At 40.6% G+C, this 14,297-nt stretch carries 10 protein-coding genes and 1 pseudogene; 6 read left to right on the forward strand and 5 right to left on the reverse strand.

Annotation, left to right across the window (positions count from 1 at the left end; translation table 11 throughout):
* Positions 1-2 precede the first annotated feature (2 nt).
* From I3254_RS04185 to I3254_RS04200, 4 genes are all read right to left on the reverse strand, one after another.
* Positions 3-857, reverse strand: coding sequence for a CoA ester lyase (locus I3254_RS04185; protein WP_238051458.1), 855 nt, complete (start codon positions 855-857; stop codon positions 3-5).
* Between the two features lie 50 nt (positions 858-907).
* Positions 908-2,074: a CaiB/BaiF CoA-transferase family protein gene (locus tag I3254_RS04190; RefSeq protein ID WP_238051461.1), complete on the reverse strand. Its 1,167-nt coding sequence runs from the start codon at positions 2,072-2,074 to the stop codon at positions 908-910.
* A gap of 134 nt (positions 2,075-2,208) precedes the next feature.
* On the reverse strand, positions 2,209-3,375 hold the full coding sequence (locus tag I3254_RS04195) for an acyl-CoA dehydrogenase family protein (RefSeq protein WP_238051464.1): 1,167 nt from the start codon (positions 3,373-3,375) through the stop codon (positions 2,209-2,211).
* Between the two features lie 78 nt (positions 3,376-3,453).
* Positions 3,454-4,299: a MaoC family dehydratase N-terminal domain-containing protein gene (locus I3254_RS04200; protein ID WP_238051467.1), complete on the reverse strand. Its 846-nt coding sequence runs from the start codon at positions 4,297-4,299 to the stop codon at positions 3,454-3,456.
* 247 nt (positions 4,300-4,546) lie between these two features.
* Here I3254_RS04200 and I3254_RS04205 point away from each other — a divergent pair, with 247 nt between their 5' ends.
* On the forward strand, positions 4,547-5,458 hold the full coding sequence (locus I3254_RS04205; protein ID WP_238051487.1) for a LysR family transcriptional regulator: 912 nt from the start codon (positions 4,547-4,549) through the stop codon (positions 5,456-5,458).
* Between the two features lie 139 nt (positions 5,459-5,597).
* Here the strand turns inward: I3254_RS04205 and I3254_RS04210 are convergent, their stop codons facing one another.
* Complete coding sequence (locus I3254_RS04210) at positions 5,598-6,980, reverse strand: DASS family sodium-coupled anion symporter (RefSeq protein ID WP_238051490.1); 1,383 nt, start codon at positions 6,978-6,980, stop codon at positions 5,598-5,600.
* Positions 6,981-7,390: 410 nt separating this feature from the next.
* On the opposite strand from I3254_RS04210, the gene I3254_RS04215 reads away from it, so the two are divergent.
* The 5 genes and pseudogenes from I3254_RS04215 (at position 7,391) to I3254_RS04235 (ending at position 14,274) form a co-directional block, all read left to right on the forward strand.
* On the forward strand, positions 7,391-8,143 hold the full coding sequence (locus tag I3254_RS04215) for an IS5 family transposase (protein WP_238051493.1): 753 nt from the start codon (positions 7,391-7,393) through the stop codon (positions 8,141-8,143).
* A gap of 146 nt (positions 8,144-8,289) precedes the next feature.
* Positions 8,290-11,070: a phosphoenolpyruvate carboxylase gene (gene ppc / locus I3254_RS04220; protein ID WP_238051496.1), complete on the forward strand. Its 2,781-nt coding sequence runs from the start codon at positions 8,290-8,292 to the stop codon at positions 11,068-11,070.
* Between the two features lie 205 nt (positions 11,071-11,275).
* Positions 11,276-11,371 (forward strand): annotated as a pseudogene (locus I3254_RS04225) (transposase); the annotation flags it as partial.
* A 615-nt stretch (positions 11,372-11,986) separates the two neighbouring features.
* Positions 11,987-13,183, forward strand: coding sequence for an integrase arm-type DNA-binding domain-containing protein (locus I3254_RS04230; protein ID WP_238051499.1), 1,197 nt, complete (start codon positions 11,987-11,989; stop codon positions 13,181-13,183).
* Positions 13,184-13,212: 29 nt separating this feature from the next.
* Positions 13,213-14,274, forward strand: coding sequence for a hypothetical protein (locus I3254_RS04235; protein ID WP_238051502.1), 1,062 nt, complete (start codon positions 13,213-13,215; stop codon positions 14,272-14,274).
* Positions 14,275-14,297: the final 23 nt, after the last annotated feature.

The following is a 14,297-nucleotide window of genomic DNA, read 5'->3' on the forward strand; positions in this document are numbered from 1 at the left end:
ACTCACCTATTTAACAACTGATAGCAGCGCTGAATGACTGGTGCATCTATCATGTTACCTTCTACTTTAAATACCGCCTTTCCAGTTCTTTCGTACTCTGCTATAACCCGTTTTGCAAACTCAATATCAGCGTCTGAAGGTCGGAGAGACTCTTGGACGGTAACGACTTGTTTAGGATGGATACAGAGCATGCCTGACATGCCCATCTGTGACCACAGCTGTACGCGCTGACTGAGACCTTCACTATCATTAAATTCTGGATAGACGGTGTCAATAGGTGCCGATAGTTGATGTACTTTTGAGCTGATAAGTAATTGATAGCGAATTTTATTGGCGATAATATCCGCTGCTGCCGTACCTACTTGTACGTTCAAATCATTACAAAAATCTAGAAATCCATAACTAAAAGCGAGCAATCCTGGTGCGCTGGCCATATTATCAAGGTTATGTAAGCCAACAGCGCTTTCGACTAACGCTATTACTGACAAACCACTGAGATGATGAATATATTCAAGATCTGCAGCCTGCTCCGCTTTGGGCAATATGATTCCAGCGAGATTGGGCAGCTGCTCGCATAGTTTTATATCTTCAGCATAGTCTGTACTACCGGCTTGATTGATGCGTACCCAGACCGGTTGATAGTCAGCACTGTCATAGTACTGCTGTAATGCATCGCGAGCCTGTGCCTTGTCTGCTTGTGCAACAGCATCCTCTAAATCGACAATCACCGCATCTGCTCCACTAGCGAATGCTTTTGCGACTCGCTCTATTTTTGTGGCGGGGACAAATAACCAAGTATGAATATTAGCAAGACCAACCTTCAAAGCAGTTGCGTCTTTATCAATAGAGGTTTGCATGCTTTGCTCCTAAAATACAATTATGAATAAATCACTTTAGATCGTTTATTTTAGCTTATTTTGTCAAACCCAAGCTCATGTAGAATTGCTTGTGTATGCTCACCTAACGCTGGAACATCACCCATAGCATACTCAAACTGATTATTCACTGCAGGAGGGAGCATAGCCGGTAACTCGTTTTCGCCACTTCTGATAGTACGCCAGCGATTACGTGCCTGCAATTGTGGATGTTCCCAAACATCTGGCATCTCATTAACTTGGGCATTAGCAATCTGAGCAGCATCTAAAAGCTGAATGACTTCAGCTTTGGTAAGCTTGGCAAAATTCTCTTCGATAATATTTTTTAGCACGTCGCGATTTTGTACTCTGAGGCTATTTTTGCTAAAGCGCTCATCAAGGGCAATGTCCGAATCTTGTAGCACCTTTTCACAAAATATTTGCCACTCTCGCTCATTTTGTAGTCCAAACATTACTGAGCCATTAGCAGTGGCAAACGAACCATAAGGATAGATGGTTGCATGAGAATCGCCATTACGAGTAGGCGCAGCTGCACCTTCATAAGTATAATATAAGGGGAAGCCCATCCATTCGACCAATGACTCTAGCATCGATACATCGATATGGCTGCCCTCACCAGTCTGATCACGTAATCGTAGCGCGACTAAGATTGAAGAGTATCCATACATGCCGGCACAGATATCTGCTATGGAAACCCCTACTTTTGCCATTTCATTATCATTACCAGTCACTGACAACAGACCGCTTTCACTTTGAATCAATAAGTCATATGCTTTTTTCTTCTCATAAGGACCGCTCATTCCATAGCCTGAAATATCGCAGACAATTAATTGTGGATACTTCTTATGTAGCGCCTCGTAGCCGAGTCCCATCCTTGCACTAGCCCCTGGCGCAAGGTTTTGTACTAATACATCAGCTTCCGATAAAAGCTTGTCTAACACTGGCTGTGCCTCAGGTGACTTTAAATCTAATGCAAGACTTTCTTTACCGCGGTTAACCCACACAAAATGCGAAGACAAGCCATCAACTCGCTCATCGTAATTTCGAGCAAAGTCTCCTACTCCAGGGCGTTCAACTTTGATGACTCTAGCACCCAAATCTGCAAGCTGACGAGTACAAAATGGCGCTGCAATGGCATGTTCCAAACTGATTACGGTAATGCCATCAAGCGGGCGCTTTTGCTCTGTATGGTTAGTCATAATATGTCCTGTTATCTTGTCAATACACTAGCTAATATAGCTAAGAAATCAGAGTGCTAAACGGTCTTGGCTGAGAAAAGTGTTCTTTCAAATAGACCGTTTACGTTCCTACTATCATTCTTAAGTGAATACCTCTAAAAACTTCTTGGCATTTTTAGTACTTTTTCGCCAACGTAAGATAATATTAAGTTGGTTGAGATTGGCGCAACTTGATACAATCGAGTTTCGCGGAATTTACGTTCAACATCGTATTCGTTGGCAAAACCAAAACCACCAAAGGTTTGTAGACAAGCATTTGCTGCTTCCCAAGATGCTTTTGCCGCTAAATATTTTGCCATATTTGCTGACGCACCGGCGTTCGTACTCCCGTTTTCATAGTCTTCACAGGCTTTCCAACGCATTAAATCAGCTGCTTCCACTTCTATATGCGCTTCAGCAATTGGAAACTGTACGCCTTGATTTTTACCAATTGGACGCCCAAACACCTGACGTTCATTAGCATAATTACTGGCCTGCTCAATAAACCAACGACCATCGCCAATACATTCAGCAGCAATTAAGGTTCGTTCGGCATTCAAACCGCTAAGAATATAGCGAAAGCCTTTACCTTCTTCTCCCATTAAGTTTTCTTCTGGAATCTCAAGATTATCGAAAAACAATTCATTGGTTTCGTGATTGACCATATTATCGATTGGACGTACGGTTAAACCATTTCCAATGGCAGTATGCAAATCGACTAGGAATATTGATAATCCATCTACTTTACTTTTAACTTCTGAAAGCGGTGTGGTTCTGGCCAACAAAATCATCAAGTCAGAATGCTGAACACGTGATATCCACACCTTTTGACCGTTGACAATGTATTTGTCGCCTTTTTTTACGGCGGTCGTTGTGATAGCCGTTGTGTCGGTGCCACTCGTAGGCTCTGTGACTGCCATCGACTGTAAACGTAACTCACCAGAGGCTAGCTTGGATAAATAACGCTCTTTTTGTGCAGGTGTTCCATGCTTGACCAGCGTAAACAAGTTATACATTTGACCATGTACAGTACCGGCATTGCCACCGCAGTGATTGATCTCTTCCATAATCACTGAGGCTTCTGCGATACCTAATCCTGAGCCGCCATATTCCTCTGGCACTAACGCTGATAACCAACCATCTTCACTCAAAGCCTTTACAAACTCATCAGGAAAGCCTTTCGTCGCATCAAGTTCGCGCCAGTATTCACTACCAAACCCTGACATTAAACCTTTGATTCCATCTCTAATTGTATTTAGATGTTCTGTTCTTTCGTTTTGCATGAGAAACTCCTTGCGCTACTATGCGAATAATTTTTTTGGATATTTTATCTTCTGATAATCTACATAAGTCTTGTTAGTTTATACTGCAAACTCAACTTGCCCTTGTTGAATAACACCATTGTCATTACTTATCCATACGTCAGCTTGGCTATCATTGATCATGGTGCCTTCAATATGAATATCATCACCTAGAGTGGCTGGTCGTACACCGCGATACTTGAAGCTTTTTAATACTTTATTAGGATGATCGTTTAAACAGCCATGTAGTGCTAAAGTTGCCATCAATGGACCATGAACGACGAGATTATCGTAGCCTTCGGTGTCGGTAACATACGGATAATCATAATGGATACGATGACCGTTGAAGGTGACTGCAGAATATCGAAATAACAAAGTAGAGCTTGGCGTAACGTGAGTTGACCACTGAGCCTTTGGAGCAGTATCTGAAGTATGCTTTGGCGGGGTTGGGAGGCGATAAACAATATTTTGGCGTTCAGTAAATTTATGCTCACCTTCTTGCGTATAGTCATGACGAACGGTGACAAAAACCAAAGAGCCTGTAGATCCTTGCTTTTCTACAACGTTTTCTATAGTAGAGTCACAAGTTGCAGGTTTACCGATAATTAATGGCTGACTGAACTCTAAGCTGCCCCCTGCCCACATTCTATTACGGCCTAGTGCTGGAGGCATAAAGCCACCTACTTGTGGGTGTCCGTCCTCGCCTAACTCAGTATTATTAAGCTCAGGTTGGAAAAACATCCAATGCCATAATGCAGGTAGTGGCTCGCCAATCTTGGGGCTTGTGACACCTAAGGTCGCTGCCATACGGCGAACTAAAACCTCACAGATGCTATCTTGGGTGTTTTGATGATTACCAATCCATTCGCTAAGATTAAGTTCTGAATTAGAAGTCGTTGCTTGCATTGTATTATCCCTTACCTATTTAATAAAAGCCTACAAACTAGAGGCATCTGAATAACCACATTATTGTTATCATTCATGGACGTTAAAGAAATTATGCCAATAAAACGTATTGCTGAAAATCATTGATTTATTAACATAGCGTTCCGTTTTTACTAATGCTGATATTGATTCTAAAAACTTCTTGAAACGGCTTTGTGTTAACGGTTAATCATTTGTATTCATTTATCTACAACAGGCTCCCTTACTCATGCATTTCGATATTGTTGACTTACAGCTTTTTTGTGCTATCGCAGAGTCACCTAGTCTGACTCAGGCAGCAAAAAAGACGTTTATTTCTCCTGCGGCAGCCAGTACACGTATCAAAAAACTAGAGACGCAACTTAACACTCGTCTGTTTTATCGTCATAACAAAGGAATGCAGCTGACTGATGATGGCCTCAAGCTCTTGGTTCACGCCCGTAGCATATTGGGTCAAATCCAGCAAGTAAAAAATAGCTTTTCTGAGTATCGCTCTGACGCTACTGGACACGTTCGTATCTATGCAAACTCCACGGCAGTGACCGATTTTTTACCTGAAATTTTGGCCGATTTTTTAATTCAACGTCCAGAAGTAACCATTGATTTACAAGAACGCTTAACAAAAGAAATTATTCGCGGTGTTGTAAGTGGTACGACAGATATTGGTATTTTATCGGGACCTGTGATGGCAGAGTCTATTGAGGTCATTAACTTTAGCAGCGATCGCTTGGCCGTTGTCACCCCTATCAACCACCCTTTAGCGAAAAAGAAAAGTCTAAAGTTCTCTGAAACCCTAGATCATCCCTATATTGGTTTCCATCAAGGTAGTACGCTAGGCGATTTCTTATCTGATTTACAATCTCGTATGGGCGTTACTATGGATACACGAGTTAATGTCTCAGGCTTTGAGTCCATCTGTCGCATGGTAGAGGCAGGTGTAGGCATTAGCATTGTTCCTGAGTCTTCCGCTAATCGACATCAACGAACCATGAATCTTCATAAAATATATTTAGATGAGGTATGGGCCGCGCGTGAGCGTAGTATGATTGTCCAGGATTACCAGAAGCTTGAACCGGTTGCTCAAGCATTGGTACAAGAGATTTTAGCGTCTTATGAGATGCCTTATTTTTCTAGAAATTAATATCTATTACTTATTACACGATCTCTCATTTATTTAATTTTTTCTTATAAAATCATAAATATAATGAGTAATAAAAAGACAGCAAATACATAAAATATCTGCTGTCTTATCAATCATTAATAGCGCTTAAAAGATTACTTTATATCAAGAGTTTTATATAGACGACTAATACTGCGACTCCAACTAGGTTTAGCCAAACACCTGCTTTCATCATCTCACTCTGCTTTATTAGCCCTGAGCCCATAACAATAGCATTTGGCGGTGTCGCAACGGGCATCATGAAGGCCATAGAAACGCCCAAGCCAATAGTCAACACTAGTGTTGCTTGAGGGATACCCATTTGCACTGCAATACCTGAAAATACCGGTACGAGCAAAGCTGCCGTTGCCGTGTTACTACTAAACTCTGTTAGGAAGACAATGAATATCCCCACCACAGCGATAATCACAACAGTCGACGAACCTTGTAGTAACTGTGCGATTGATTGACCCAAGACTAACGAGGCACCAGAATTACTTAAAATAGTACTTAATGTAATACCGCCTCCAAACAGCATTAAAATACCCCAATCGGTATTATCAGAAATCTCCTGCCAGCTTGCCAATCCTAGCACCCCAATAGCGATTGCCGCCGTCACTGCAATAATAGTATCCACACTAGACCAGCCAGTCGCATCAGCAATAAAGCTACTAAATATCCAAGATAGTGCTGTTACAGCAAATACTATCATTGTCATTTTGCGCTGAGCGGTCCAAGGAATATCTTCTTGAATGGTTGACATCTCAACCTTTAACTTGGGTTTAAACACCAAATACAATATGCCTAGCATGAGTGGGAACATAATAAGCATAAAGGGCGCTGCAACCTTCATCCATCCAGCAAAGGTTAAACCTAATGCATTGGCGGTAATAGCGTTAGGCGGTGTGCCCACAATCGTTCCAATACCACCGATAGCAGCAGAGTAGCAAAGTCCAAGTAAGACAAAAACAAAGGTATTACGGTCTTTCACTCTATCTACGCCTGCCATAATCCCGACGACCAACGGCAACATCATAGCTGTCGTTGCCGTATTCGAGATCCACATCGATAAAAACGCTGTCGCAACAAAGATAGAAAACACGACTAAGGCAAAGTTGCCCTTTGCAATATGAATAAGCCATAAAGCAATTTTTCTATCCATCTTTTGGGTTTGTAAAGCAGCTGCTAGAGCAAAACCACCAAAGAATAAAAAGATAATAGGATCAGCAAAAGCGGAAAAAGCAACTTTCGTATTTACATCAGGAATAGCAATCATCACACCAAGTACCGGTATCATAATAGCGGTGAAAGTAGTATGTACCGCTTCTGTTAGCCAGAGTACAGCTACAAAAAACAGTAAGGCTAAACCTTTATTTTCATTATCAGAAAATGGCAGAAACTGCCACAGTGCCAAAGCACCGAGCGCCGCAATGGCAATGATAATAATCCCTCGAAACCGACTTATAGATTGATGTTCTGATTGATATTCAGAAGGGGTTGTCATGGTAACATTCCTTGTAGCAGACAGATTTGGGTCAAATTTATAACCCAAGCTGCTAGAGCTTATACCTCTTGCTACCGTTAGTGGAATTAACCATTTCTAAAGCTGGCATTCCATTAATATGAACACAAAACTTTATTACTTTCCTTTATAATTTCAGACAGAACAGATGTAAAGCCCTGCCGACCCCTTTGCTGTATATACTTATGGCGCTAAAACTGACGTACTCAATCGTAAAATTCTTGCTATGGTAGAGAGCTGAATTGAGAGAGTTTATTTTTTGATTATCGATGAACCTCCATCATAAAAATTAAGTATTATTAGGGCGTGTTGAACATTGGGAATAAAACGATGGCAAAAAAATAGCAAACGGTTAGTCTTTAAGTTCTCACACAAAAAAGACCTCGTTTGCTATGCCTCGTACAATGCTCAAAGATCAACACTGGACAAGACTAAGACCTATATTACTAGAACTTAATATCTATGACAAAGGGAATCTTAGACAAACCTTTGAAGGCGTATTATATCGGATGCGTGTTGGCTGTCCTTGGCGTGATCTGCCACCTTACTTTGGTAAGCCTAATACCGTCTACAAGGCTTATCAGCGCTGGTTTCGTAGCAATAAACTGATTGCACTGTTCGCTTTATTAATGAAAGACTCAGACTGTGAATGGGTATTTATCGATGGCACACACATTAAAGCGCATCAGCACAGTAATGGTAGCAATGAGGTGGAACAAGCCATTAGTAAAAGTGTGGCAGGACGCGCCACCAAGATTCATTTAGCGGTTGATGCTCACGGTAACCCTATTACTTTTATCTTATCAGATGGCACGACTCACGATGTAAAGGTAGCACCAGATTTAGTGGATAAGATTAATTTAAGTGGTACAGACATGCTATGTGCCGATAAGGGCTATGATTCTGATCCGCTGCGAGACCATATTGAACAAGCGGGTTGCTTCAATAATATTCCTAGAAAACAGAATACTAAGTTCACCAATAACCATATGGACTGGCACTTGTACAAGGCTCGGCACTTAGTAGAAAATGCTTTTGCTAAGTTAAAAAACTACAGGGCGGTTGCAACTAGATTTGATAAGCTCAAGCAAAGTTATGAGAATACGGTGGCTCTCGCTTGTGCTTATCTTTGGTTGAAACTTTGAATGTTCAACACGCCCTAATATTTATTTTAAATTGATAAACAGTAAGCATGCTACGAGTTCTAGCAAACAATATCTTTCTTTGTGAGAGCTTACCGATTTAGTATTCTTGCTATTTTTCACCCACTAATTTAATAAGAAGGTCAAGGATGACTATAGATAACGACGTATTACGTGAGCGCATCAGCTTATTAGGATCATTTCTAGGGGATGCGATTTCTCGCCAGTCTGGCGAACAAACGCTTAATACGATTGAAACCCTGCGCAAAGGCTTTATCCAACAACGCCGTGAGCCTAACGACGCGAACCAGCAACAACTCATCGACTTCATCGCCTCGTTAGACAATCAAACCTTAAGAAATGTCATACGCAGCTTTTCTATCTATTTCTTCTTAGCCAATCTCAGTGAAGAAAACTACTTACGAGAACAGCGTCAAGCCTTACGTATGCAATCGGAGCACAGCTGGGAAGGATCGTTTCGTCGTACGCTCCTTGAGTGTCGTGAACGCAATATTGAACCTGCCCAAATGCAAGAGCTGATTGATCAGCTAAAATTTATACCTGTCTTTACCGCTCATCCTACCGAAGCGCGCCGCCGTACGACCATGAATCTATTGCAGAGTCTCTTTACTCATAGCGATGCCTTAAACAATCTTGCAGAAGACAGTTTCGCCTACCAGCAAGCGAAAGAACAAACGGCGCAAACGATTGATTTATTATGGTCATCTGATGAAGTGCGGACCCGTAAGCCTTTGGTCTATGACGAAATCAATAATGGTTTACACTATTTCAATGCCAGTTTATTCAACGCCATTCCCAAGGTTTATCGCAATATTAAAGACGCCATTGTTGATATCTATCCAGAGTTAACAGATTATCCATTACCTGCGTTCATGAGCTTTGGCTCTTGGATCGGTGGCGACAGAGATGGCAATCCCTTTGTCACTCATGACACCACAGAAATGGCAGTGCTGATGCATGCCGATGCCGTTTTGCGCCATTACCAAGTATTAATCAAAAAATTGCGTCGTGAACTTATTCACAGCGATACCATTATTGAGATTGCACCAGACGTTTATGCTCGTATAAAGGAATACGCCACTCTCGATCAAAAAGTATTCTATTATAATCCTGATGATTACAACAATGAGCCGTACCGAAGGTTGTTATCGATTATCCTTGCCAAAATAAAAGCGACCAATCGTCACATTCAAAGTAAAGGTGCAGACCTTGAAGCCGCACAAGATGCTTACGCCAACCCACAAGAGCTATTAGAAGATTTACGCATCATCCGTCAAAGTGTCAATACTCATGACAAAGCACATGGTGAAGGCTTATTGCTAGATATGATTCGTCTGGTCAAAACCTGTGGCTTCCATCTAGCAGCGCTCGATATTCGTCAAGAGTCGTCTTATCATAGCGAGGTGATAGCCGATATTTTTGCCAATGCCTCTAATTTGCCAGACTATCAAACCCTTAGTGAAACCGAGCGCCAAGAGTGGCTCACGCGCTTACTTAAAAAGCCGGGCACACCGCTTATTTACACCGATAACTTGAGTGATAAAACACGCGAACAATTGGCTTTGATGAACTCTGTGGCCACCTTACGTAAACTGGTCGGACAAGATACTTTTGGCAGTTATGTTATCTCGATGACCAACAACGCCAGTCAATTACTAGAAGTATTACTACTGATGCGCTTTGCAGGCTTATGTAAGATTGACGATAAGGGGCAATTATCTGCTGACTTACCTGTCGCACCCTTGTTTGAAACCATCGAAGACCTTAAAAATATCGATAAGATTTTACCTACCGTCTTGGATAACCCGCTATATCGAGGGTTGCTACAACACTCAAATAACACCCAAGAAATCATGTTAGGTTATTCTGACTCATCAAAAGATGGCGGTATTATTACGTCTGCATGGCAGCTCTATAGCGCGCAGCAAACCATTAACCGTATCGCTGATGAATATGGTATTAAAACGCGCTTGTTTCATGGTCGCGGTGGCTCTGTCAGTCGTGGTGGTGGCTCAACACATAACGCGATTGCCGCGCAACCTGCGGGTACACTGCATGGACAAATTAAAGTCACCGAGCAAGGTGAAGTGCTTTATGCCAAATATGCCAACACCGATACTGCAGTGTTTGAGCTAACTATGGGCATCACTGGTACGCTTAAAGCCTGCTCCTCAAGGTTTGTGGTGCAACCGCCTGAATTGCCAAATTATGAAGCGCTCTTTGCACGTTTAGCAGATGCGGGGGAGCAACGCTATCGTCAGCTGACTGACCACACCGAAGGCTTTTATCAATTCTACTCACAAGCAACGCCAGTGGCAGAAATCTCTTTACTAAATATCGGTTCACGCCCAGCGCACCGTAACAAAGGCTTGCCAAGTAAGACGACCTTGCGCGCGATTCCTTGGGTATTTGGCTGGTCATTAGCACGCTTTACACTGCCTGCTTGGTATGGCGTAGGTAGTGCTCTTCATAGCGTTAAACAAGACGAAGCTTTAATGAGAGAGATGAATAACTGCTGGCCATTTTTTAACGTATTTATTAGCAATATTGAAATGGCTTTTACCAAATCTGATATGAGTATTGCTCAGGCTTATAGCCAGTTATGTGATGATGAGATTTTACGTGAACAGATTATGAAAGCCGTGACTGATGAGCACGAGCTGACCTATTCAGGTTTAAACGCTTTGCTTAACCAGACCTCGTTATTGGCGCACCAGCAAAACCTTGCCGCGTCACTACAATGGCGCGACGCTTATTTAGACCCGATTAATTACATCCAAATCGAGCTACTAAAACGTGCCAGGCAAAAAGATGCGACAGGTGACGTCAACCATGGTGATCTTGCCGTTGAAGATCCATTAATACGTAGTATCAATGCGTTGGCAGCGGGTCTGCGTAATACGGGGTGATTGCTAAAGTGAATCGCACAGACTATGTAGGAGCTAGATTTACTTTAATGAGGTAGAAACGCCTGTCAAAGTTAAACTATCATAATACTGCTAATCAAAAAATGGCACATGGTTAAGTACAGCTGTCTATGAGCTATTACTGAGCTATGCTGAAAAAACTGTAGAACCAAACTTGGTAAACTAAAAACTCAATAATGAGTTTATTATGATTAAGAAAATATAGAGCTACAGTACAGAATTTAAGGCAGAAGCTATCAAAAAGATAGTAGATAACAATGGCAATCTGAATGAGACCGCTCGGAATAGCGATGCAAGCGTCACAATCTTTAATCTCGGTAGTATATTTTCATACTCACTCAGAATGCTCTTTCTCCGAACCTTCACCCAAGCAGTTTACCTTTTATATCTCCTAGTATAGTTTAGCTAGATCTTATCTGAAAGTAAGTGTATTTCGCTCTTAGCTTTTTTGATACTTTGAAGTAAATATTTATCCCTTACTATTAATCATGGATAGATAGTAGCCATAACCATTTAGACTTTCAAATAGTATCAATACTATTAATTTGATACTATTTTGATACTATAAATTTATTGTTAGATATATTTGGTTGTTGTTAGTTATAGAGAGCTTTAGATTCAAACCCTTATACTGAGAGGTTTTAAGTCTAAATTCATAGATAGTTATTGATAGCTATCGTGTATTGTTGTTGTAAAATTAAGGACTCATAATCCTTTGGTCGTAGGTTCAAGTCCTACTGGGCCCACCACATATTAAATCAGGCTTGTTCGCAGCGATGCGGCAAGCCTTTTTTTATGGGGTTTTGCGAGTTTTACGAATATCTTGGTATGTGGCGAACTATATAGAATATTGGTATATTTGTTGGTATAGATTATACCAACGCGGAGATATACCAACATGCCATTAACTCATACTATTATCAACAAACTAACTCCAAGCGAAAAATGCACCCCCAGCCGGCCTGATAAGCACAGTGATGGCGATGGCTTACAGTTATGGGTAAGACATACAGGAAACAAGGTCTGGGTCAGTGCTTACCGCTGGCAAGGTAAACAGCAGTCACTCACTTTAGGTAAATACCCAGTCATCACACTGCAGCAAGCACGCCAACGTAATTTAGAAATAAAGCAACTGATTCACGAAAATATTAACCCAAAAGATAAGAAGAAAGAAAAAATCGCAGAACAAGATGGGTCAAGACTTTTTGATACCATTGCTCAAGCGTGGTATGCAGATCGTAAAATCTTTTTAGCCACAAGTACGTTTAGTCGTAACTATTCGGCCTATATGCGTGACGTTAAACCGATTATTGGTCATAAACTAATTGATGATATTACCCCACCTGATATTTTGAAGATTGGTAAAAATATCGAGGCTCGTGGCGCTAATGAAATGGCGCGACGTATAATGGCAGAGGTTGGACAGATATTCAAACATGCTATTCGCACCGGCATGGCCACATCAAACCCTGCAGCAGACTTATCGGCAGCTATTAAACCACATAAAACTAAAAATCATAGCCGCATTATATCAAAAGAGTTACCTCAGCTTTTAAGTGACATTGATAACTACACTGGCCATATCCCAGTCAAACTAGGTCTATGGTTCCTATGCTACACGTTCGTGCGTACTAATGAGCTTAGATTCATGGAATGGGAAGAAATTGACTGGAAGGATAAAGTTTGGCGTATACCTGCGGATAAAATGAAGATGGATAGACCTCACATTGTGCCTCTTGCACCACAGGTCATAGATATATTACAACAAATTAAAGAGCTGAATTTTTCAGAGCAGTATGTATTCTATAATCCCTCTACTCGTAAGCCTTATAGTCAAAACGCCTTTATCAATGCGCTTTACCAGATGGGCTATAAATACAAAATGACGGGGCATGGATTCCGAGGTCTGGCGAGTACTACATTACATGAGCAGGGTTATATGCATGAAGCAATAGAACTACAACTAGCTCATGAGCAAGAGAATAAAATAAGCAAAGCGTATAATGGCGCTCAGCATTTGGATTATCGTCGAGATATGATGAATAAGTGGGCAGATTATATAGATTCTGCAAGCGTTAATCCTATTAACTTATAACCAGATAAACAATAAAGATGCCCGACGATATGAAAAATTTTTATACACTCAACGAAGTTAGAAAGCTTTTGGCAGAGACGAATGATAGAGCTTTCAATAATGACGAAGCTATTATGAAACTTATTGATACAAGTCAACTTATACCTTACTTAAAGTATACAGGTTTAGTTTACTTAGTCACTAATGTAATATCAATGAATCGAGAGTCAACTATAAGCTCCTTAACAAATACTATAAAAAAAGATATTTCAAAATTAGAAATCGGCGAGCTAACCTCCCCACTCTCTTATGACTCGACCACTAAGTTTAATGACATCATTTACTATGTGAAGAAATTACTATCTTCGTTCCAAGATCAATACGCTAGCAAGGTAAAAGTTTCACCTTCGCATACTTCAGGATTGTTCAAACTGTCCCCACTAAACATCTCACATAGCCAGTTAGGAATAGAATTAGTTTTCGGAAAAGAAAGACCAATTTCTAAAGGCATCGAATTCTATCTGAACGATCCGGAATTAAGTGATGATGAAATAATGGGGTATTTGCTTCATCCTACCGATAATAGTTTGGATAACAAATTAGATTCAGAACTTGGGAATAAATTACTTTTTGCAAGAAACGACCTACTTTATATTCTTACTATTATAAATGACAGTCATCTGGTCCCAAATTTAAAAAAAGAGGTTTCAACAAAAAATAGGATCATTAATGAAAAAGATAAAGAAATAAATTCACTTAAAAAAGATATCGATAAATTACGATCTGAACAACATCAAGGAGACACTACAGAAATACCTTCACTTGAGAAAAAAAATCTCATAAACAGCTTACTTAAAGGTACAGGAATAGCTATAGCCGATTATTTGTGGAAAATGGATAAGGAAAAACAAATTAAAAAAAATCAAATGGTGCAGCAGCTTAAGTACATATTATTTAATATACATAGTCCCATGATTTCTGGAGATTTACAAATATCTAAGGACGACACTATCAATGAGTGGCTTAAAGATACAGCTCCCGATTATGCTAAAAAAGGTGGTAGGCCTAGAAAAGATGATAGCAAAGATATTGTTTTATACATGAAAAAATAAACCCCTGACTCGCAAATATTTCC

The organism is Psychrobacter sp. Ps2, assembly GCF_022129405.1.
Classification (GTDB): Bacteria; Pseudomonadota; Gammaproteobacteria; order Pseudomonadales; family Moraxellaceae; genus Psychrobacter.

Coding starts and splice junctions, on each gene's coding strand:
- I3254_RS04215 (WP_238051493.1), top strand. CDS start 7,391: ATGCCTCGTACAATGCTCAAAGATCAACACTGGACAAGACTAAGACCT.
- ppc (WP_238051496.1), top strand. CDS start 8,290: ATGACTATAGATAACGACGTATTACGTGAGCGCATCAGCTTATTAGGA.
- I3254_RS04210 (WP_238051490.1), bottom strand. CDS start 6,980: ATGACAACCCCTTCTGAATATCAATCAGAACATCAATCTATAAGTCGG.
- I3254_RS04185 (WP_238051458.1), bottom strand. CDS start 857: ATGCAAACCTCTATTGATAAAGACGCAACTGCTTTGAAGGTTGGTCTT.
- I3254_RS04190 (WP_238051461.1), bottom strand. CDS start 2,074: ATGACTAACCATACAGAGCAAAAGCGCCCGCTTGATGGCATTACCGTA.
- I3254_RS04230 (WP_238051499.1), top strand. CDS start 11,987: ATGCCATTAACTCATACTATTATCAACAAACTAACTCCAAGCGAAAAA.
- I3254_RS04195 (WP_238051464.1), bottom strand. CDS start 3,375: ATGCAAAACGAAAGAACAGAACATCTAAATACAATTAGAGATGGAATC.
- I3254_RS04205 (WP_238051487.1), top strand. CDS start 4,547: ATGCATTTCGATATTGTTGACTTACAGCTTTTTTGTGCTATCGCAGAG.
- I3254_RS04235 (WP_238051502.1), top strand. CDS start 13,213: ATGAAAAATTTTTATACACTCAACGAAGTTAGAAAGCTTTTGGCAGAG.
- I3254_RS04200 (WP_238051467.1), bottom strand. CDS start 4,299: ATGCAAGCAACGACTTCTAATTCAGAACTTAATCTTAGCGAATGGATT.